This is a genomic window from Acinetobacter sp. YH16053 (assembly GCF_013417035.1).
Classification (GTDB): domain Bacteria; phylum Pseudomonadota; class Gammaproteobacteria; order Pseudomonadales; family Moraxellaceae; genus Acinetobacter; species Acinetobacter towneri.
Genome location: NZ_VPEP01000002.1, coordinates 227,698 through 245,297 on the forward strand (window position 1 = coordinate 227,698; position 17,600 = coordinate 245,297).

Consider the following 17,600-nt stretch of genomic DNA (forward strand, 5'->3'; position numbering starts at 1 on the left):
TCAGGGTGGCTTTTTTTTCAACTAAAACTCCCATTTTTTATACGAGTGTTAACTAAATGTTCAAATTTAAAACACTTAAACTCATATTTACCCAAACATTACCCTAAAAAATTATTTAATAGAATTCATTTACTTAAGACTTTAAAATAGTACTTTTACTCTAATCAACTGCGATTTATAACTTATTCAGTTCATTTATTCTGCGAAGTTGAGCATTTACTCTTTTTTTAAATATGTTACTTTTCCTGCACTTTTTGTTACATAAAGCATCAGGGAACGACCATGAAGCTCAATAAAATCTATTCGGCTATTTTACTTAGCACTCTCCCACTTACACCTGCGCTTGCTGCTGGTTTAGACCGTTCTGGTCAATCTATTGCTGCATTTTTACAACCGGGTAATTATGCAGAAGCAGGTATTTCAATTTTAGATCCCAAAGTTCAATCTAATCAATTGAAAGTTAACGATATGGCAGAAGATTATTATTTCCCTTCTGCTGCGATTAAAGTACAAGCAACTGAACACATTTCTATAGGTCTTATATATGACCAACCATTTGGCGCCGAATCTCTCTACCCTTCAAATAATCTAGTTTTTGGCGCGAATGGTGAAGCAACCCAAGTAGAAGTAGAAACACACAATCTTTCAGCTTTAATTGGTTACCAACCTACAGAAAACTGGAATTTCTACGCAGGTCCTGTTTATCAAACAGTTAAAGGTAATGTATCTTTACGCGGTACAGCCTACTCATTACTTTCTGGCTACAACATTGACCTGAAAGAAGACGATGCATTTGGTTGGTTAGCTGGTGCAGCTTACCAAATCCCTGAAATTGCTCTAAAAGCAGCGATCACGTATCGCTCTGAAATTAAACATGAATTAGATACTACAGAAACTTCAAATGTTTATATTCCATCATACGGTATTGATCTACGTTCTATGACAAGCCAAACAGAAGTGGTTACACCACAATCTGTGAACCTTGATTTCCAAACAGGTATTGCAAAAGATACTTTAGCTTTTGCTAATCTACGTTGGGTACATTGGGATCAGTTTGCCGTAAGCCCAGCAGCTTTAGCAAGTGCTAGTAAACTCGCTAAAGGTAAAGCTCAAAATTTAATTGACTATTCAGATGATCAAATTTCTGCAACCGTTGGTGTAGGTCATAAATTTACTAGCAAATGGTCTGGTTCTGCATCTGTAGGTTGGGATTCTGGTGCAGGTAACCCTGTAACTACTTTAGGCCCTGTTGAAGGCTTCTGGAGCGTAGGTTTAGGTGGTCAATATAGCCCTGCGGAAAATTATTTTATTCAAGCTGGCGTAAAATACTTCTGGTTGGGTGATGCCACTGCACGTACGGGTACAACAGACGTTGGTGAATTTGAAGACAACTATGCTTTGGGTTATGGTCTAAAATTCGGCTACCGCTTCTAAATCAATGCACTGTTAATATTGCATAAAAACAAAGGGCATCAAATGATGCCCTTTATTGTATTCAGCTTCAGATTAAGCAGGAATATCTCGTACCGAAGCACCACGAATTGCTTCTTTTAATGCTGCATAACCATGAATTGCAGGGAATTGTGGGAATTCTGCGATCACATTATCAGGTGCATCAAATAAGAAACCTTTGTCCGCTTCACCTAGCATCGTTGTATCATTATATGAATCGCCTGCAGCAATTACGCGGAAATTTAAACCGTGTAAGGCTTTAACCGCCTGGCGCTTTTGGTCGGGTTGACGCAATTTATAGGCGGTAATCATGCCATTTTCATCTGTTTCTAATTTGTGACAGAAAATTGTTGGCCAGCCCAATTGCTTCATCAACGGATGTGCAAACTCATAGAACGTGTCTGAAAGAATAATCAATTGGAAGTGTGTGCTCACCCACTCTACAAACTCTTTCGCGCCAGGGAATGGCCCCATATCCGCAATCACCGCTTGAATATCATTCAAACCCAAGCCATGCTGTTTTAAAATATTTAAACGCTGAGTCATCAACACATCGTAGTCTGGAATATCACGTGTAGTTGCTTCTAGTTCTTTAATTCCAGTTTTTTTAGCAAAGTTGATCCAAATTTCTGGAACTAACACACCTTCAAGATCAAGACATACGATTTCCATGGGTTCTCCCAAAATACCAATAAAAATTTTCACTATCATAGCCGAAGATTCGGTTTTTGCCTTGTTCTTTTTTAAATCTATTTAGTTCATAAGCATTTATTTTTTAGTGATAATAGAGTTTTGACAATTCTATTAAAATAAGCGCTTAATTCAGTAAGATTAGCTTCTCCAAGCCGAATGCTAGGAACATATAATGACCACCATTCCAACTATAGATATCGTTGATGCACTCGCAACCGAATATACAGACAAATCGCCTAGCGAGATTTTAAAACTTGCTTTGAACCAGCAGGGTGAAGTTGCAATTTCTTTTTCTGGCGCAGAAGATGTGGTACTGATTGATATGGCGTCTAATTTAGGTTTGCCATTTCGTGTATTTAGTTTAGATACAGGACGTTTGCATCCTGAAACCTATCAATTTTTAGAAACTGTACGCAAATATTATAATATTGAGATCGAAATTTGCTTTCCTGAAACCGAAGCAGTCCAACAATTGGTACAAGAAAAAGGCTTGTTTAGCTTTTTTGAAGATGGACATCAGGAATGTTGCGGAATTCGTAAAGTTCAACCTTTACGAAAAAAACTGGCAACACTAGATGGCTGGATTACAGGGCAACGTAAAGATCAAAGCCCAGGTACACGTCAAGATATTCCAGTGGTACAAGCCGATGCAGGTTTTGCTGGTCCAGATAAACAATTAATCAAATACAATCCACTGGCAAACTGGTCAAGCAGTGACGTATGGAATTACATTCGCATGATGGAAATTCCATACAATCGTTTGCATGAAGAAGGTTTTATTTCAATTGGCTGTGAACCTTGCACCCGCCCTGTGTTGCCAAATCAACATGAACGCGAAGGTCGTTGGTGGTGGGAAGAAGCAACGCACAAAGAATGCGGTCTACATGCTGGAAATTTAAAATAACAAATCTGTTACTACAATAAAAATCACAGTTTTACTGTGATTTTTATTGACTTGCGATGGCGCAAAAATCACTATATTTGTTTGATAAAAAAGATATACTGAATTAAATCTTATATAACTCTAAAAACCTTGTTCAGATAAGAACAAGCGTAGAAATTGCAGTGAGGCAATCCACAATATGCGTCCATTACACCCTATTGATTTTATTTTCCTATCACTCGAAAAACGTCAACAGCCCATGCATGTGGGTGGATTATTCTTATTCCAAATTCCAGAACATGCGCCAGACACTTTTATTCAAGACTTGGTTGCCGATATTCGCAATTCAAAGTCGATGCCTATTGCACCATTTAACAATAAGCTCAATGGTCTATTTTGGGATGAAGATGAAGAGTTCGATCTCGATCATCACTTCCGTCATATTGCCTTGCCAAAACCAGGTCGCATTCGTGAATTATTAACGTATATTTCACAAGAACACAGTTCACTGATTGATCGCGCCAAACCTTTATGGACTTGCCATATTATTGAAGGTATTGAAGATAATCGTTTTGCGATGTTCTTTAAAATTCATCATGCCATGGTAGATGGTATTGCTGGCATGCGTTTGGTGGAAAAATCCCTTTCGCACGACGAAAATGCAAAAAGAATTGTACCGCCTTGGTGTGTGGAAGGTCCGCGTGCTAAACGCCTGAAAGAACCGAAAGTCAGCCGTTTAAAGAAAATTTTTGGTGGAGTTAAAGGTCAGTTTGAAGCAACCCCTCGCGCAGTTTATGAAGTATCACAAACTGTTGCCAAAGATATGGGACGTAACCCCGATTATGTTTCTAGCTTCCAAGCACCAAGTACCATCTTAAACCAACGTGTCAGCGCCTCACGTCGTTTTGCCGCGCAATCTTTTGAGTTTGCACGTTTGCATCGCATTGCTAAAGCTTTGGGCGTAACCATTAATGATGTGGTACTGGCAATTTGCTCAGGCGCATTGCGTGAGTACTTACTCAGCCAATATGCTTTACCGAAAAAACCTTTAATTGCGATGGTGCCTGCCTCTATTCGTGATGACGATTCTGAAGTATCTAATCGAATCACCATGATTTTAGCCAACTTGGGTACGCACAAAGAAGATCCGCTTGAGCGTTTAAAAATTGTGCGCCGCAGTGTACAAAATGCCAAGCAGCGTTTTAAGCGCATGAATGCCAATCAAATTATGAACTATAGTGCTTTTGTTTACGGCGCTGCTGGTTTAAATATTTTGTCAGGCATTATGCCAAAACGTCAGGCCTTTAATTTGGTTATTTCCAATGTACCTGGCCCACGTGAACCTTTGTATTGGAATGGTGCAAAGCTAGATGCACTATACCCTGCTTCAATCGTGTTAGATGGACAAGCTTTAAACATTACCATGACCAGCTATTTAGACAAATTAGAAGTTGGTTTAACTGCTTGTCGTCATGCCTTACCGAAAATGCAAAACTTATTGCAACACTTGGAAGATGAAATTCAGCGTTTTGAACAGATTATTGATGCGCCTGAAGGGGTCAATAAAATCGTGGATTGATACGTCAATCCATCAGAAAAATAATTCAATAGAATCAATTAAGGGGCAATTGCTGCCCCTTATTTTTGAATAGTACGACACTGTTTTAATAATTGCTGACAAACCGCGCTAACCATTGCGGTGGTAATTTGAGTTTCTTTACCTTGCTCATCCACAATATAACCGTTATGTGTCACTTTACGATCTAATACTTTTAAACTCTTTTGAATCACAACTTTACTCATACCCATGACATACCTCATTTGCTAAACCGAGGGAGATGTTCGGCTTTGGCTACTCTGTATGCTTAGTATTGAGAATTCACTCAAAAAAGTAAAATTTCAGATGTAACAACTGTTTAGCGATATCCTGTTACAATTTCAGCTCAAAATGATATCGTATTGCTCTTGCGTATATAAATTTTCCACCTGAAATTTAATCACACGGCTGACAAAGTGCTCTAAATCCGCCACTGCTGGCGCTTCGGCAGTTAACAATCGGTCAATCACCGATGGGTGCGCAACGACAGTAAAGCCACGTTGTGATTCAAATGCGCGTGCGTATCTTAAAATTTCTCGAAAAATTTCGTAACATACTGACTCTGCTGTTTTGACATATCCCCGTCCCTGACAAGTTGGACAGGCTTCACAAAGTAAATGTTCTAATGATTCACGGGTGCGTTTACGGGTCATCTCGACCAAGCCCAGTTCAGACACTTGGGTAATTTTGGTCTTGGCATGATCTCGTTCAAGCATACGCTCAAACTGACTCAAGACTTCATCACGATGCTGTACTTCTTGCATATCAATAAAGTCGATAATGATGATGCCACCCAAATTACGCAAACGTAACTGGCGGGCAATGACCTGTGTGGCTTCCATATTGGTTTTAAAAACAGTGTCTTCTAAAGTCCGACCACCGACATAAGAACCCGTATTCACATCAATGGTGGTCATGGCTTCGGTCTGATCAATCATCAGATAACCGCCTGACTTTAATGCCACACGGGTTTGCAACGCTTTTTGAATATCTTCTTCGACATTGTATAAATCGAACAGTGGGCGCTCGCCTGGGTAATGAATCAGGCGATTGTGCATATTGGGCACAAACTCATCCACAAATTCTTTTAATTTGGCGTGAATTTCACGAGAATCGACATAAATTTTGGCGGTGTTATCATTCGCCAAATCACGAATTACGCGTTGCGGTAACGGCAACTCTTCAAAAATCAAAGAAGGCACAGCAATGCTTTTTTGTTTACGCTGAATGTATTCCCACAATTTTGCCAAGTAACACATATCTTGCACTAAGGCCGCTTCATCGACGCCTTCGGCTGCTGTGCGTACAATCACTGAGCCTGGTAATTTATGCTCAGCCTGAATGGTTTCAATGATCCCGCGTAGACGCTCACGTTCTTCACTCGATTCAATGCGTTGTGATACGCCAATATGACTGCCATACGGCATTAGAACCAAATAACGCGAAGGAATGGAAAGATCAGTGCTCAGTCGTGCGCCTTTAGTACCGAGCATATCTTTCATCACTTGCACGGTTAGAATTTGCCCAGGCTGCAATAATTCAAAGACATTCGGTGTAGGTTGGCTGCGCGGCCAAATCATGTCATTGATATGCAAAAAAGCAGTACGCGATAAACCAATATCGACAAAAGCGGCTTGCATGCCTGGCAGCACGCGCACCACTTTGCCTTTATAAATATTGCCCACCAAACCACGCTTGGCTGTACGCTCAACGAATAGTTCATTGACCGTGCCGTTTTGAATTAACGCCACCCGACACTCCATCGGTGTGACGTTAATCAACAACTCGTCAGACATAATAAAACTCAAAACATTATAAAAATTTTTGTGCAGCAGTTAATTTAGTGCCTTAACTGTCTGTAATAACTGTACGGTTTCATAGAGTGGCAGGCCGACAACATTGCTATAACTGCCCTCAATACGCGGAATATAACGTGCTGCGATGCCCTGAATCGCATAAGCACCCGCTTTTCCAATCGGCTCACCTGTTGCCCAGTAACTTTCCATATCATCTAGGCTAAGCGATTGAAATTCAACCTGTGTACGTACCACTATACTGGATTTTTTCTGTTTTGTACGCACACAAACCCCTGAAAAAACATCATGTTTTCGACCAGAAAGTTGTGACCAAATGGCAAAGGCATGTGCTTTGGATTCTGGCTTGCCCAAAATCTGCCCATCTACGCCTAGACTGGTATCGGCAGCAATCACAATAGCATCAGGAAATAGCCGTAAAACCGCATCGGCTTTGGCACATGCCAACCGCTCAACATACGCGGCAACATCTTCGCCCGCTAAAATAGATTCATCGATGTCTGGACTGTAAATTTCAAATTCCAGCCCAAGCTGTTGCAGGAGTTCCCGACGGCGCGGTGAACTTGAGGCAAGAATTAAATGCGCCATTTTCGCAAGAAATAATACAGCACAGGCCAGAGCAAAATACTACTCAGCAAAGGTTGCCAATGACGGGCAAATGGGAACTGAATCCCACCCATGACTTGCATCACCCAAATCAGGGCGAGGTGAGCCAAAATTGCGATTACACTAATGACCCATAAATTCGCAAACGTCATAATACGGCGCTCACGAGTCAGGAAACGCGCCACAAAAGTAATCACCACAAAACTTAGGGCATTCATGCCCAAAGGTGCATCGAGGAGCAAGTCTGCAAACAAGCCTGTACCAAAGGCAAACCAAATACCACACCAAGTTGGTTGCCCAAGCACCCAAAACAAGGTCACCATCAACATAAACAATGGTCGCCAACCCGAGCCTGTATAAGACAGCGGATACACCATGAGTACAGATGCAGCAATTACAGAAAAAATAATCGGAAATAGTGGATCTTTATTCTTGTTTTGTCCGAGTCGGGTTTGTCCAATTTTAGCGATTGGCATTTGGCTGCTCCTTCGCTAAAGATTCTGAGAACAGCACCACCACATGATGACCACCCGCCAATTGTGCTGCAGGCATCACATCAATTTGTGCAAACTCACCAGAATTATGTCGGCTGATTTTGGCAATGCTTCCAACCAAATATCCTGCAGGGAAATGCTCGCCCAAGCCTGAGCTATAGACTTTCTCTCCAACCTGAATATTGGCACTGGTCGGTACATATTCCATTTTCAAACGCCCTAAATCGCCCGTACCCGACACAATGGCTCGCATGCCTGTATGTTCCAAACGCACTGAAAGTGAGTGTTCTTTGTCAGAAAGCAACATGACACGGCTACTGTGTGGATACACCGCAATGATCTGCCCCATAATGCCTTTATCATCCAAAACGGTTTGCCCGACTTTGAGCTGATTTTGTGAACCACGGTTAATCACAATAATGTGGCGCAAAGGATCGGCATCGGTACCAATTACTTCAGCAATTTCCATGCGTCCATCAATGATTAGAGGCGTATCGAGTAGACCACGCAGGCGGGTATTTTCTGCAGAGAGTTCAGACAATTTTTGCAAACGGACTTGAGCCTGTAATAGCTCTGCCTGCATCGCGGTATTTTCACGACGCAATTGAGCCTCAGACTTACTTTGTTGACTTAGCCATTCTCGCGACAATACAGGATAGCTTGCAAGGGCATAAATTGGATTATATGCCGCATACAAAACATCACGTGCAGGTTGAATTACATGCGGGACACGCCAGTTAAAAAACAGGATGACCAAGCAAGTAATGACCGCAATTATAAAAGAGCGAAAAGATGGCGGTTGTCTGGAAAACAGATTTGTTTGCACCGCCGAATCCTATGTATTAGCCAACAAATAACATATCGTGGTTTGGATTATCAAAGAATTCCAAGACCTTGCCGCCACCACGGGTAACGCAAGTTAATGGTTCTTCTGCGACTACCACAGGCAAGCCAGTTTCTTGTGCCAAAAGCTTGTCTAGGTTACGTAATAACGCACCGCCACCGGTGAGCACAATTCCACGCTCTGCAATATCGGAAGAAAGTTCTGGTGGAGTTTGTTCCAGTGCAGATTTTACTGCCGATACAATGCTTTGTAACGGATCAGAAATAGCTTGGGTAATTTCATCAGAAGTTACAGTAATGGCACGTGGCACACCTTCTGCCAAGTTACGACCACGTACTTCAATTTCCAGTGGTTTAGCACCTTCATCTGGCAATGCCATGCCAACTTCTTTCTTAATAGTTTCTGCTGTGGTTTCACCAATCACACAACCATGTGCCTTGCGCACGTAGTTAATGATTTGCTCATCAAACACATCGCCACCAATACGCAATGAATCTGAATAAACACAACCTTGTAATGAAATGATCGCGATTTCTGTCGTGCCACCGCCAACATCTACCACCATTGAACCACAGGCTTGCTCGACTGGCATACCTGCGCCAATTGCTGCTGCCATTGGCTCTTCAATTAAACGTACATCACGTGCGCCCGCATTAAACACGGCTTCACGAATGGCACGGCGCTCTACCAAAGTAGATTTGCATGGTACACACACCACTACACGCGGTGCAGGTGGGAATAAACGTTTTTCATGCACTTTGCCAATAAATTGGTTCAGCATGGTTTCAGTCACTTCAAAATCAGCGATAACACCATCTTTCATTGGGCGAATTGCAGAAATGTTTGCAGGGGTACGACCCAACATTTGTTTGGCATCAAGACCGACTGCGGCAACAATTTTCTGTGAACCGCTGTGACGAATTGCCACAACTGTCGGTTCATTTAATATAATGCCTCGTCCTGGCGCATAAATAAGTGTATTTGCTGTACCTAAATCAATGGCTAGGTCTGGCGAAAACAAGCCAATTAGTCGTTTTAGAATCACGGAGTCGTTCTCGATTAAACTTTATGTGGACGCAAGTTGGCAACTTTAACTAAATGTGGTGCGTTGAACAAGTCAATCGCTTATTATAACGCACGATATTTTGAAATTTTTTATTAATACTGATTTTAGGTGATGTTATGTCTACCTCGGATGCTCAGCATTCTGCAGATTTAAATGCACAAACAGTTTCAGCAATTGCCCATCTTGCTCGTCTTAAACTCAATGATACGCAATCTGCTGAGTATGCTCAAAGTCTAAATAAAATTTTAGGCATGATGGAAAGCTTAAAAGGCATAAATACCGATGACGTTGAGCCTTTAAAAAGCCCATTTGACCACCCTCAACCATTACGTGAAGACGTCGTAACCGAACAGAATCATCGTGAGCAATATCAAGCTGTTGCCCCTGCAGTTCAGGATGGCTTGTACCTTGTTCCACGTGTGATTGAATAATTTATTCGGCTGTTACATTTTGACTTCATAAAAAGGTAAAAGAATTTTTCTCATGACAGATTTACATCGCTTATCGATTCGTGAAATCTCTGAGGGTTTAGCGGCAGCCAAATTCTCCTCTCGCGAACTAACAGAACATTATTTAAAACGTATTGCCAAAATTGATCCGCAAGTGCGCTCTTATGTCACCGTGACCAATGAAGTAGCACTGGCACAGGCGGATGCAGCCGATGCATTACGTCAGGCGGGTCAAGCGACAGCACTGACAGGTATTCCTGTTGCACATAAAGATATTTTTTGTACCCAAGGCATTAAAACCTCTGCGGGTTCAAAAATGCTGGACAATTTTATCTCGCCTTATGACGCAACTGTGGTGGCACAAGGTAAAAATGCAGGTTTGGTCACTTTGGGTAAAGTGAACATGGACGAATTCGCAATGGGTTCAACCTCTGAAAGTTCGTTCTATGGCGCGACCAAAAACCCATGGGCACTTGACCATGTACCGGGTGGTTCGTCAGGTGGTTCGGCTGCTGTCGTGGCGGCTGATCTTGCACCATTTGCTACAGGTACAGATACAGGTGGTTCAATCCGTCAGCCTGCGTCTTTCTGTGGTTTAACAGGTCTAAAACCAACTTACGGACGTGTTTCACGTTACGGCATCATTGCTTATGCATCGTCTTTAGATCAGGCAGGCCCAATGGCACGCTCTGCAGAAGACTGCGCATATTTAATGAATGTGATGGCAGGTCATGACGCCAAAGACTCAACCTCTATGGATAAAGCGGTTGAAGATTATGTGGCGAACCTGAATGCAACAACGCTCAAAGGCTTACGCATTGGTATTCCGAAACAATACTTCAATGTGGCTGGTTTAGATGCTGCGGTGAAAGCACGTGTTGAAGAATCACTAAAAAAATTAGAAGAATTGGGCGCAGTATTGGTTGAGATTGATCTCAACATGACTGAAAGCTACGTGCCAACTTACTATCTGATTGCCCCTGCAGAAGCATCATCTAACCTTTCTCGTTACGATGGTGTGCGTTATGGCTACCGTGCAGAAAATCCTCAAGATATTTTAGACCTCTACAAACGCTCGCGTTCTGAAGGTTTTGGTGCAGAAGTGCAACGTCGTATCTTGATTGGTACGTATGTTCTTTCTGCGGGTTATTACGATGCTTACTACGTGAAAGCACAAAAAGTACGTCGTTTAATTCAGCAAGACTTCTTAAAAGCCTTTGAACAGGTCGATGTAATTGCAGCACCAACTGCACCAACAACTGCCTACAAAATTGGCGCGTCTTTAGACCCTGTTGAAATGTATTTGGGTGATATTTACACCATCGCGGTGAACTTAGCGGGCTTACCTGCAATTAGTGCGCCTGTTGGTTTTGACCAAGATCACTTGCCTGTGGGTTTACAATTAATTGGCAATTACTGGTCTGAATCACAACTGCTATCTGTGGTACATCAGTATCAACAAGCGACCGATTGGCATACTCAACGCGCTGCAATTGCTGAGGAGAACGCATAATGGCGAAGAATACTGCTAAACCCAAATCAAACCTGATTGATGGTTGGGAAGTCGTGATTGGTATTGAGATTCACACTCAGCTTGCAACCCATTCTAAAATTTTCTCAGGTTCATCAACCGAATTTGGTCAAGACCCAAATACGCAAGCCAGCCTTGTTGATTTAGCCATGCCAGGCGTCTTGCCAGTGCTGAATAAAGAAGTGGTGGATTTGGCAATCCGTTTTGGTTTGGGCATTGATGCTTACATCGACCAAGCATCTGTATTTGCACGTAAAAACTATTTCTACCCTGACTCTCCAAAAGGCTACCAGATCAGCCAGATGGATAACCCGATTGTAGGCTTGGGTCATATCGACATCCAACTTGAAGATGGCACAACCAAACGGATTGGCGTAACCCGTGCACACCTTGAAGAAGATGCGGGTAAGTCGATTCATGATCAATTTGAAGGCATGTCAGGTATTGACCTCAACCGTGCAGGTACGCCTTTGCTTGAAATCGTATCTGAACCCGATATGCGTTCGGTTGAAGAAGCGGTTGCTTACATTAAAGCGATTCACACACTGGTTCGTTGGTTAGGTATTTCTGACGGCAACATGGCAGAAGGTTCATTCCGTGCGGACTGTAACGTGTCGCTACGTCGTCCAGGTCAGCCATTCGGTACACGTTGTGAGCTTAAAAACTTGAACTCATTCCGTTTCATTGAACAAGCGATCAATGTTGAAATTGAACGTCAAATGGAAATCTTGGAATGGGATGGCACCATTGATCAGGAAACACGTTTGTTTGACCCTGTGAAGATGGAAACGCGTTCAATGCGTTCGAAGGAAGAAGCGAACGATTACCGCTACTTCCCTGATCCAGATTTGTTGCCTGTGGTTATTCCAGATGCGCAAATTGAAGCAATTAAAGCCACTATGCCTGAATTGCCTGCGACACGTCGTGCACGTTTTGTAGCAGACTTTGCTGTGACTGAATACGATGCTCACGTTTTAACGCTTACTCGTGAAATGTCAGAATTTTACGAAGCTGTAGTTGCTGCGGCTGGTGGTGCGGCACAAGGTAAGATTGCTGCAAACTGGGTAATGGGCGAATTCTCAGGTGCTTTAAATAAAGCAGGCTTAGACTTGGCTGATTCTCCTGTATCTGCGGAAAAACTTGGCGGTATGATCGCGCGTATTGTAGACAACACCATTAGCGGTAAGATTGCAAAACAAGTGTTCGGCTTTATGTGGGATGAAGGCAAAACTGCAGACGAAATTATTGCGGAAAAAGGCTTGAAACAGGAAACTGATACAGGTGCGATTGAAGCAATTATTAAGGAAGTGCTTGCTGCCAACGAAAAAATGGTTGAAGAATATAAGTCTGGTAAAGACAAAGCCTTCAACGGTTTAGTCGGTCAAGTGATGAAAGCATCTAAGGGTAAAGCCAACCCTGCTCAAGTGAATGAATTAATGAAGAAATTGATTGGATAATTTATTCGATAATTAATTGATTTTATGTTATAAAAACCTCGCTTAATGCGGGGTTTTTTATATTTAAATCTTGTGCTATCACAGATAAAATGAGGGGGATAACAAAATGAAAAGAGCAATAAGCCTGATATTGAGTTGCGTTGTATTCACAGGATGTGCTACTTCATCCAAGAACCTTACAGCATCATACGTATCACCATTACAGTATCAGCAATATAGCTGTGATCAGCTAGGACAAGAGGCTAGCAACATTCAAAACAGAGTAGCTGAAATTGGCGGTTCAGTAGATTCTCGTGCAACACGTGACAAATGGGTAACAGGTGCAGGATTAGTACTTTTTTGGCCAGCACTCTTCTTTATTGGAGGAAATAAAGCTCAGGAAGCAGAGTTCTCAAGATTGAAAGGAGAATACGAAGCTGTGCAAAAGATGGCTGTACAGAAGAATTGTTTAACATCTCCAGCATCGAAGTAACTCTATTTAATAGAAGCTTATTTACATTAATAAGCTTCTATCAATTATAACTATAACCATCTGCAATTTTTCCCAAAACTATGTGCTTTCAACATCGGTTGGCATGAACAACCTACTCGGGAAATTTATAGCTATATCCAACCTAAAGGCTATTTATTACGTGGCGAAGCAGTGAATAAAGAATTTGAGAAGTTATATCCAAATCTTATTTAATTTTATCTCCCATTCCCACAGCGAGAGGAAATATCACACCCTCAATAGAATATTAAAATTACCAACAAACCTTCTCTTAAAAACCGAGGTCTTTACAAACATTCTCCTTGTCTAAACCCTTGAGTAATACACGATATTCTTTGGTTTCTGCATCAATTTTCTTTGGATTAAAATGTCGATTGGCTTGGTTTAAAGCAATAACATCTTGATAGTACTTACGAACATCCACACACAAAATACGGATTTGCTCGCGCTCATCGCCCCTGAGTCTGGCTCGTGTCATCTTTTCATCTATAGCACGATTAGAATCTAGCCCCAAATAATAACGCTCTGTCACATAATCATGCGCAGTGGCTTGTTTCAGGCTTTTGGCAGAAATATTAAAACTGAATAAAGCCAATATACTAAATCCTGAAATTTTAATTGTGCTATGCAGCAAATGTTTTAACTTCATAACTGTGGATGCTCCGTCGGTAGTCGATTCCAAAACCAATGAATACGGCCTTGTGTATCAAGCAAAGTATGTGTCTTAATCTGCTCATGTGTAACATTGTTGCCCCAGCAGGCATTTGCACTATTTCGGTTATTATGTAGATATATTTTTTCAGTCGTATCATCAATTTTTTGTGGTGGAATGCAGACTGCATAGCCAGCAGGAATCCATAAATCTGCCACAACTAAAGCTTGTTGTTTGGTGTCATATAGACCAACAGAAATCACCAAGTCCAAATAAGGGTCGCTGGAAACGAACAAATGCGGAAAATTATGCCCTTCTAAATCTGTGCAAATTGTAGGAAATAAAGTCCGATCTTGCCCTGAAGATGCTGTGTCTAAATATGGATTGGCATAAGCTGCAAATTTTCCGTAAATGTATTCACAATAACTAACGATATCGTACTCATTTTCAATCTTGATACTTTTGCCCTGTCCAATCAAATGCATACCAAAAGCTGCTGCCAATTCTGGCGTGATTTTGAAAGGTGGATAAACAATTGATTGTGTAACCTCAGGAAAATCAAGTTCTGTGATCACCCCCCATTTGGTTTTTTTCTGATTTTTTGCTCGAACCCGAATGGGTGCTAAACAACTTAAATCAGCTGCTGTCACAGCTTCGGTCTTAAGCAAAGTTCTCTGAATTCTTTTATTCAATGCGGTGAAATGTGGCCTGCCCCGTTCATTAAAAAAATACGGTGTCGCGCTTAAATCTACCGTAATTTCATCGACCATCTCATTCAACAGCATGCGTGAAAAATAAGTCCCCGTATCTACACGCTGCTCTGTGTTTTCTTTTTTCATTTTATTTTCTTTTAAATGACTCAATTCATTTGAATACCCAGCTTATAAAGCTAGGGGTTGGTTATTTCATTTGATTTAACATATTTTTTGCGCCCGCATGATTATAATTTTTGGCTAAATTCTGCAAAATGCGCTTGGCTTGCACTTCTGCGTTTGGAAAACGACTGCGATAACTCGACACACTGGTTAAACAACGTGCCACCAACATGCCAGATTCTGTATAAATACGCGTACCCTCTGCGCCCTGTAACTTGCCATAGTTATAAGCACGTTGCGCATTATTACAGGCATTAATTTGATTACGCCCACTGTTTAAATCACGACGTGCCGCCACATATAAACGTGTCTGTTGCTGTTGTGGTGTCTCAACCACGCGTGGTGGAGCTGTTTTTACTGGCGCAACTACAGGCTCTTTTTTCTCTTCAGGTTTTTCTTTCATTTCAGCAACTTTGGTTGCATTTGTTGTTTTTGGATTACTTTGAGCTGCTTTAGGTGCAGCCTTTGCAGGTGTAGAAACCGCGCGGTAAAAACGTCGTGCTTCATCTTCAGACATTATTTTAGTGACCAAACTCACTACTCGCGCTTCACCACGCTGTTCCAACTGGCGCTCTGCCACAGGTTCAATAGATACAATCCAACTTTCGCCCTGATTACCTACACAGCGGTATGCCCCAATCCCCTGTTTTACATCTCGATAAGTATTGAGTAGTTTTTTAGACCATGCATTTTTGACTAAACTCATTGAGCTTTTATAGGCCAGCGTTAAGCGTCCATGTTGTGACTGACAATAGCTGCCCATATATTTACGTGGAATCATAGATTCAGCAGGCTGATCTTTGCGCTGTGGCCCCCAATAATAGACATATTCTTTAGCGACACCACTCGGCTGATTTAATTGTTTTTGAACAATCAGTTCTTGTGCAGATGCAAAATGCTTCACCGAATTTGGGCTGTATTGATCGACTGTTGCACAACCAAATAATAGGCTGCCCACCCCCCCCATTAAAAGTATTTTTTTGCAGGTCACGTTTCAATTCTCAATTGTTTTTATAGGAATGAAAATATATGAATTGGCGGAAAATAACAAATCTAACACCTTGATTTTATAATTAAATAATCATCGCTTTATTTGAATCGAGTTTGATATTTTTATAAAACAATCCAGTTCATCACAGTTTTTTATGATTTTGAACACTAACACTCATATTATTTTTATACAGCTGTTCAGATCTATTTATATTTAGCAACCATAGTTCTGAACATGTGAACGCGACATCCACAACAAATCATGGATGTCGCCACCACAACTAGTGATCCAATGTCGATTCAAATGCTTTTAAACGCTTATAGATAGACAAGAGCTCAATAATGGTTGGCCAAGATGCAATCAGATACTGAAAAGATTCACGGACTTTGCCAAATACGTTGGCAATTTGCATCATCAAACCCAATGTAATAGCCCCTGCGGCAATGCTTGGGAATAACACAAATAAGCCGTAAATATTGTCTAATTGCATATACCAAATGCGTACCAAGTTAAAATAGGCATAGTGGAAATATAAACGGAAATAGTTCAAACGCACTTTGCTAAACAGTTCTTTTAAACTCAGCGGATCAGCACGTTCAGCGTGATCTTCACCATAAACCAATTCTTTACGATAAGCCGCCTCAACTTTTTGGTTATTAAATTCCAGACCTGGTAACTTCGCACCCACCACAATTAACACCACCGTACCAAATACTGCCCAGCCAACAGCCGCCCACACTAAGGCATACGGAATTTCCCCAATTATAGGCAAGGCTTTGACATGCACAGACAAACTAAACAGCACAGGTAAAAATGCCAACAAAGTCATTAGGGCTTCGACTAAATTTACCCCTAAAGTTTCCATGGTTCTGGCAAAGCGCATGGTATCTTCTTGAATACGCTGTGAAGCCCCTTCAATATGTCTGAGTTTTTCCCAATGTGCGGTGTAATAATTATTCATTGCTGTACGCCAACGAAAAACATAGTGACTAACAAAAAATAAATTCAAAACCATTAAGGTCACTGCCACCATGGCGATGTATAAAAAGGTCAGCACACCTGCATAGAGTTCATTGACATCTCCACCGCCACTACTGAGCATTTTTTGAATCAGGTCATAAAATGGGTTGTACCAGGCATTCACCACAACATTGACTTGTACCCCAAACCAAATATTAAACAGGATGAATGCCGATCCCCATACCGACCAGCGCTGCCATGGGTGATTTGCTTTAAGTTTCCAGAAAATGGCAAACAGCGTCGTTGCCACAAAAAACCACAGATAAAACCATAAAAATGCAGGTGACCAAAAACGGCTGACATCGATGGGTAATGTTGCTTCGGCATAGCCTTGCGGGAAGCCAATCCAACTACCCCATGCGCTACCGCCCGAGTACCATAAAGCCAGATTGATCGCGAACCAAACAAGCAATGAAATAAAAAACCACTTTGGATTTGGAAAAAATGACTTAAACATGCAGACAAAAAGCCTTTATTTTTTAAATTGGAATGTAAAACCCAGTGCCTTCACCACTTAAAAAAGCGTGAATGGATACTTTAACTTTTATACTTTATACGCTGTTTTTTCAGCAATAATTTTATTTTTATACTGAAAACTGTAAATTTCATCAATCGGCTATATTTTACTGCGCTGTTCATTTGCCATTCATCTAAGAAATTACATCAAATTTCAATTTCTTATATTT

At 41.4% G+C, this 17,600-nt stretch carries 18 protein-coding genes; 7 read left to right on the plus strand and 11 right to left on the minus strand.

Annotated elements, in window-relative coordinates:
- The first annotated feature begins 282 nt into the window (after nucleotides 1-282).
- Nucleotides 283-1,434 carry an OmpP1/FadL family transporter gene (locus tag FTV43_RS02825; RefSeq protein ID WP_179994818.1) on the plus strand — a complete coding sequence of 384 codons (1,152 nt, stop codon included), beginning with the start codon at nucleotides 283-285 and terminating at the stop codon, nucleotides 1,432-1,434.
- A 72-nt stretch (nucleotides 1,435-1,506) separates the two neighbouring features.
- Here FTV43_RS02825 and thrH read toward each other — a convergent pair whose 3' ends face one another.
- Nucleotides 1,507-2,124, minus strand: coding sequence for a bifunctional phosphoserine phosphatase/homoserine phosphotransferase ThrH (gene thrH / locus FTV43_RS02830; protein ID WP_096901782.1), 618 nt, complete (start codon nucleotides 2,122-2,124; stop codon nucleotides 1,507-1,509).
- 193 nt (nucleotides 2,125-2,317) lie between these two features.
- Here thrH and FTV43_RS02835 point away from each other — a divergent pair, with 193 nt between their 5' ends.
- Together FTV43_RS02835 and FTV43_RS02840 are read left to right on the plus strand one after the other, a co-directional pair.
- Nucleotides 2,318-3,049 (plus strand): phosphoadenylyl-sulfate reductase, encoded by a 732-nt coding sequence (locus FTV43_RS02835; RefSeq protein WP_179994819.1) that lies wholly within the window; start codon nucleotides 2,318-2,320, stop codon nucleotides 3,047-3,049.
- Nucleotides 3,050-3,227: 178 nt separating this feature from the next.
- A complete protein-coding gene (locus tag FTV43_RS02840) occupies nucleotides 3,228-4,607 on the plus strand; it encodes a wax ester/triacylglycerol synthase family O-acyltransferase (protein WP_179994820.1) in 1,380 nt (459 codons plus the stop codon).
- 59 nt (nucleotides 4,608-4,666) lie between these two features.
- Here FTV43_RS02840 and FTV43_RS02845 read toward each other — a convergent pair whose 3' ends face one another.
- From FTV43_RS02845 to FTV43_RS02870, 6 genes are all read right to left on the minus strand, one after another.
- Complete coding sequence (locus FTV43_RS02845; protein ID WP_004975418.1) at nucleotides 4,667-4,837, minus strand: PA1571 family protein; 171 nt, start codon at nucleotides 4,835-4,837, stop codon at nucleotides 4,667-4,669.
- A gap of 129 nt (nucleotides 4,838-4,966) precedes the next feature.
- On the minus strand, nucleotides 4,967-6,421 hold the full coding sequence (gene rng / locus FTV43_RS02850; protein ID WP_104852376.1) for a ribonuclease G: 1,455 nt from the start codon (nucleotides 6,419-6,421) through the stop codon (nucleotides 4,967-4,969).
- A gap of 39 nt (nucleotides 6,422-6,460) precedes the next feature.
- Nucleotides 6,461-7,027, minus strand: coding sequence for a Maf-like protein (locus FTV43_RS02855; protein WP_004975413.1), 567 nt, complete (start codon nucleotides 7,025-7,027; stop codon nucleotides 6,461-6,463).
- Nucleotides 7,015-7,521, minus strand: coding sequence for a rod shape-determining protein MreD (gene mreD, locus FTV43_RS02860; protein WP_154320436.1), 507 nt, complete (start codon nucleotides 7,519-7,521; stop codon nucleotides 7,015-7,017). The genes FTV43_RS02855 and mreD overlap by 13 nt, the downstream gene beginning before the upstream one ends.
- A complete protein-coding gene (mreC, locus tag FTV43_RS02865) occupies nucleotides 7,508-8,365 on the minus strand; it encodes a rod shape-determining protein MreC (RefSeq protein ID WP_167846190.1) in 858 nt (285 codons plus the stop codon). Before mreC ends, mreD begins: the two co-directional genes overlap by 14 nt.
- Before the next feature lie 16 nt (nucleotides 8,366-8,381).
- On the minus strand, nucleotides 8,382-9,428 hold the full coding sequence (locus FTV43_RS02870) for a rod shape-determining protein (RefSeq protein WP_004975408.1): 1,047 nt from the start codon (nucleotides 9,426-9,428) through the stop codon (nucleotides 8,382-8,384).
- A 137-nt stretch (nucleotides 9,429-9,565) separates the two neighbouring features.
- Between FTV43_RS02870 and gatC the strand changes: the two genes are divergently transcribed.
- From gatC to FTV43_RS02890, 4 genes are all read left to right on the plus strand, one after another.
- On the plus strand, nucleotides 9,566-9,880 hold the full coding sequence (gene gatC / locus FTV43_RS02875; protein ID WP_004975405.1) for an Asp-tRNA(Asn)/Glu-tRNA(Gln) amidotransferase subunit GatC: 315 nt from the start codon (nucleotides 9,566-9,568) through the stop codon (nucleotides 9,878-9,880).
- A 52-nt stretch (nucleotides 9,881-9,932) separates the two neighbouring features.
- The gene (gene gatA / locus FTV43_RS02880; RefSeq protein ID WP_179994821.1) at nucleotides 9,933-11,411 is read left to right on the plus strand and encodes an Asp-tRNA(Asn)/Glu-tRNA(Gln) amidotransferase subunit GatA; all 1,479 of its coding nucleotides are present in this window, start codon (nucleotides 9,933-9,935) and stop codon (nucleotides 11,409-11,411) included.
- Entirely contained in the window at nucleotides 11,411-12,886 is a 1,476-nt protein-coding gene (gene gatB, locus FTV43_RS02885) for an Asp-tRNA(Asn)/Glu-tRNA(Gln) amidotransferase subunit GatB (protein ID WP_179994822.1), read from the plus strand. Before gatA ends, gatB begins: the two co-directional genes overlap by 1 nt.
- A 106-nt stretch (nucleotides 12,887-12,992) precedes the next feature.
- Nucleotides 12,993-13,358: a hypothetical protein gene (locus FTV43_RS02890; RefSeq protein WP_154320432.1), complete on the plus strand. Its 366-nt coding sequence runs from the start codon at nucleotides 12,993-12,995 to the stop codon at nucleotides 13,356-13,358.
- A gap of 289 nt (nucleotides 13,359-13,647) precedes the next feature.
- Here FTV43_RS02890 and FTV43_RS02895 read toward each other — a convergent pair whose 3' ends face one another.
- The 4 genes from FTV43_RS02895 to sbmA form a co-directional block, all read right to left on the minus strand.
- Nucleotides 13,648-14,025 (minus strand): hypothetical protein, encoded by a 378-nt coding sequence (locus tag FTV43_RS02895; RefSeq protein WP_179994823.1) that lies wholly within the window; start codon nucleotides 14,023-14,025, stop codon nucleotides 13,648-13,650.
- Nucleotides 14,022-14,867, minus strand: a complete 846-nt coding sequence (locus FTV43_RS02900; protein ID WP_179994824.1) for a hypothetical protein — start codon at nucleotides 14,865-14,867, stop codon at nucleotides 14,022-14,024. Before FTV43_RS02900 ends, FTV43_RS02895 begins: the two co-directional genes overlap by 4 nt.
- A gap of 61 nt (nucleotides 14,868-14,928) precedes the next feature.
- Nucleotides 14,929-15,870 carry a hypothetical protein gene (locus FTV43_RS02905; protein ID WP_179994873.1) on the minus strand — a complete coding sequence of 314 codons (942 nt, stop codon included), beginning with the start codon at nucleotides 15,868-15,870 and terminating at the stop codon, nucleotides 14,929-14,931.
- 304 nt (nucleotides 15,871-16,174) lie between these two features.
- Nucleotides 16,175-17,371, minus strand: a complete 1,197-nt coding sequence (gene sbmA / locus FTV43_RS02910; RefSeq protein ID WP_179994825.1) for a peptide antibiotic transporter SbmA — start codon at nucleotides 17,369-17,371, stop codon at nucleotides 16,175-16,177.
- Nucleotides 17,372-17,600 lie beyond the last annotated feature (229 nt).

Coding starts and splice junctions, on each gene's coding strand:
- FTV43_RS02825 (WP_179994818.1), top strand. CDS start 283: ATGAAGCTCAATAAAATCTATTCGGCTATTTTACTTAGCACTCTCCCA.
- thrH (WP_096901782.1), bottom strand. CDS start 2,124: ATGGAAATCGTATGTCTTGATCTTGAAGGTGTGTTAGTTCCAGAAATT.
- FTV43_RS02835 (WP_179994819.1), top strand. CDS start 2,318: ATGACCACCATTCCAACTATAGATATCGTTGATGCACTCGCAACCGAA.
- FTV43_RS02840 (WP_179994820.1), top strand. CDS start 3,228: ATGCGTCCATTACACCCTATTGATTTTATTTTCCTATCACTCGAAAAA.
- FTV43_RS02845 (WP_004975418.1), bottom strand. CDS start 4,837: ATGGGTATGAGTAAAGTTGTGATTCAAAAGAGTTTAAAAGTATTAGAT.
- rng (WP_104852376.1), bottom strand. CDS start 6,421: ATGTCTGACGAGTTGTTGATTAACGTCACACCGATGGAGTGTCGGGTG.
- FTV43_RS02855 (WP_004975413.1), bottom strand. CDS start 7,027: ATGGCGCATTTAATTCTTGCCTCAAGTTCACCGCGCCGTCGGGAACTC.
- mreD (WP_154320436.1), bottom strand. CDS start 7,521: ATGCCAATCGCTAAAATTGGACAAACCCGACTCGGACAAAACAAGAAT.
- gatC (WP_004975405.1), top strand. CDS start 9,566: ATGTCTACCTCGGATGCTCAGCATTCTGCAGATTTAAATGCACAAACA.
- gatA (WP_179994821.1), top strand. CDS start 9,933: ATGACAGATTTACATCGCTTATCGATTCGTGAAATCTCTGAGGGTTTA.
- gatB (WP_179994822.1), top strand. CDS start 11,411: ATGGCGAAGAATACTGCTAAACCCAAATCAAACCTGATTGATGGTTGG.
- FTV43_RS02890 (WP_154320432.1), top strand. CDS start 12,993: ATGAAAAGAGCAATAAGCCTGATATTGAGTTGCGTTGTATTCACAGGA.
- FTV43_RS02895 (WP_179994823.1), bottom strand. CDS start 14,025: ATGAAGTTAAAACATTTGCTGCATAGCACAATTAAAATTTCAGGATTT.
- FTV43_RS02900 (WP_179994824.1), bottom strand. CDS start 14,867: ATGAAAAAAGAAAACACAGAGCAGCGTGTAGATACGGGGACTTATTTT.
- FTV43_RS02905 (WP_179994873.1), bottom strand. CDS start 15,870: ATGGGGGGGGTGGGCAGCCTATTATTTGGTTGTGCAACAGTCGATCAA.
- sbmA (WP_179994825.1), bottom strand. CDS start 17,371: ATGTTTAAGTCATTTTTTCCAAATCCAAAGTGGTTTTTTATTTCATTG.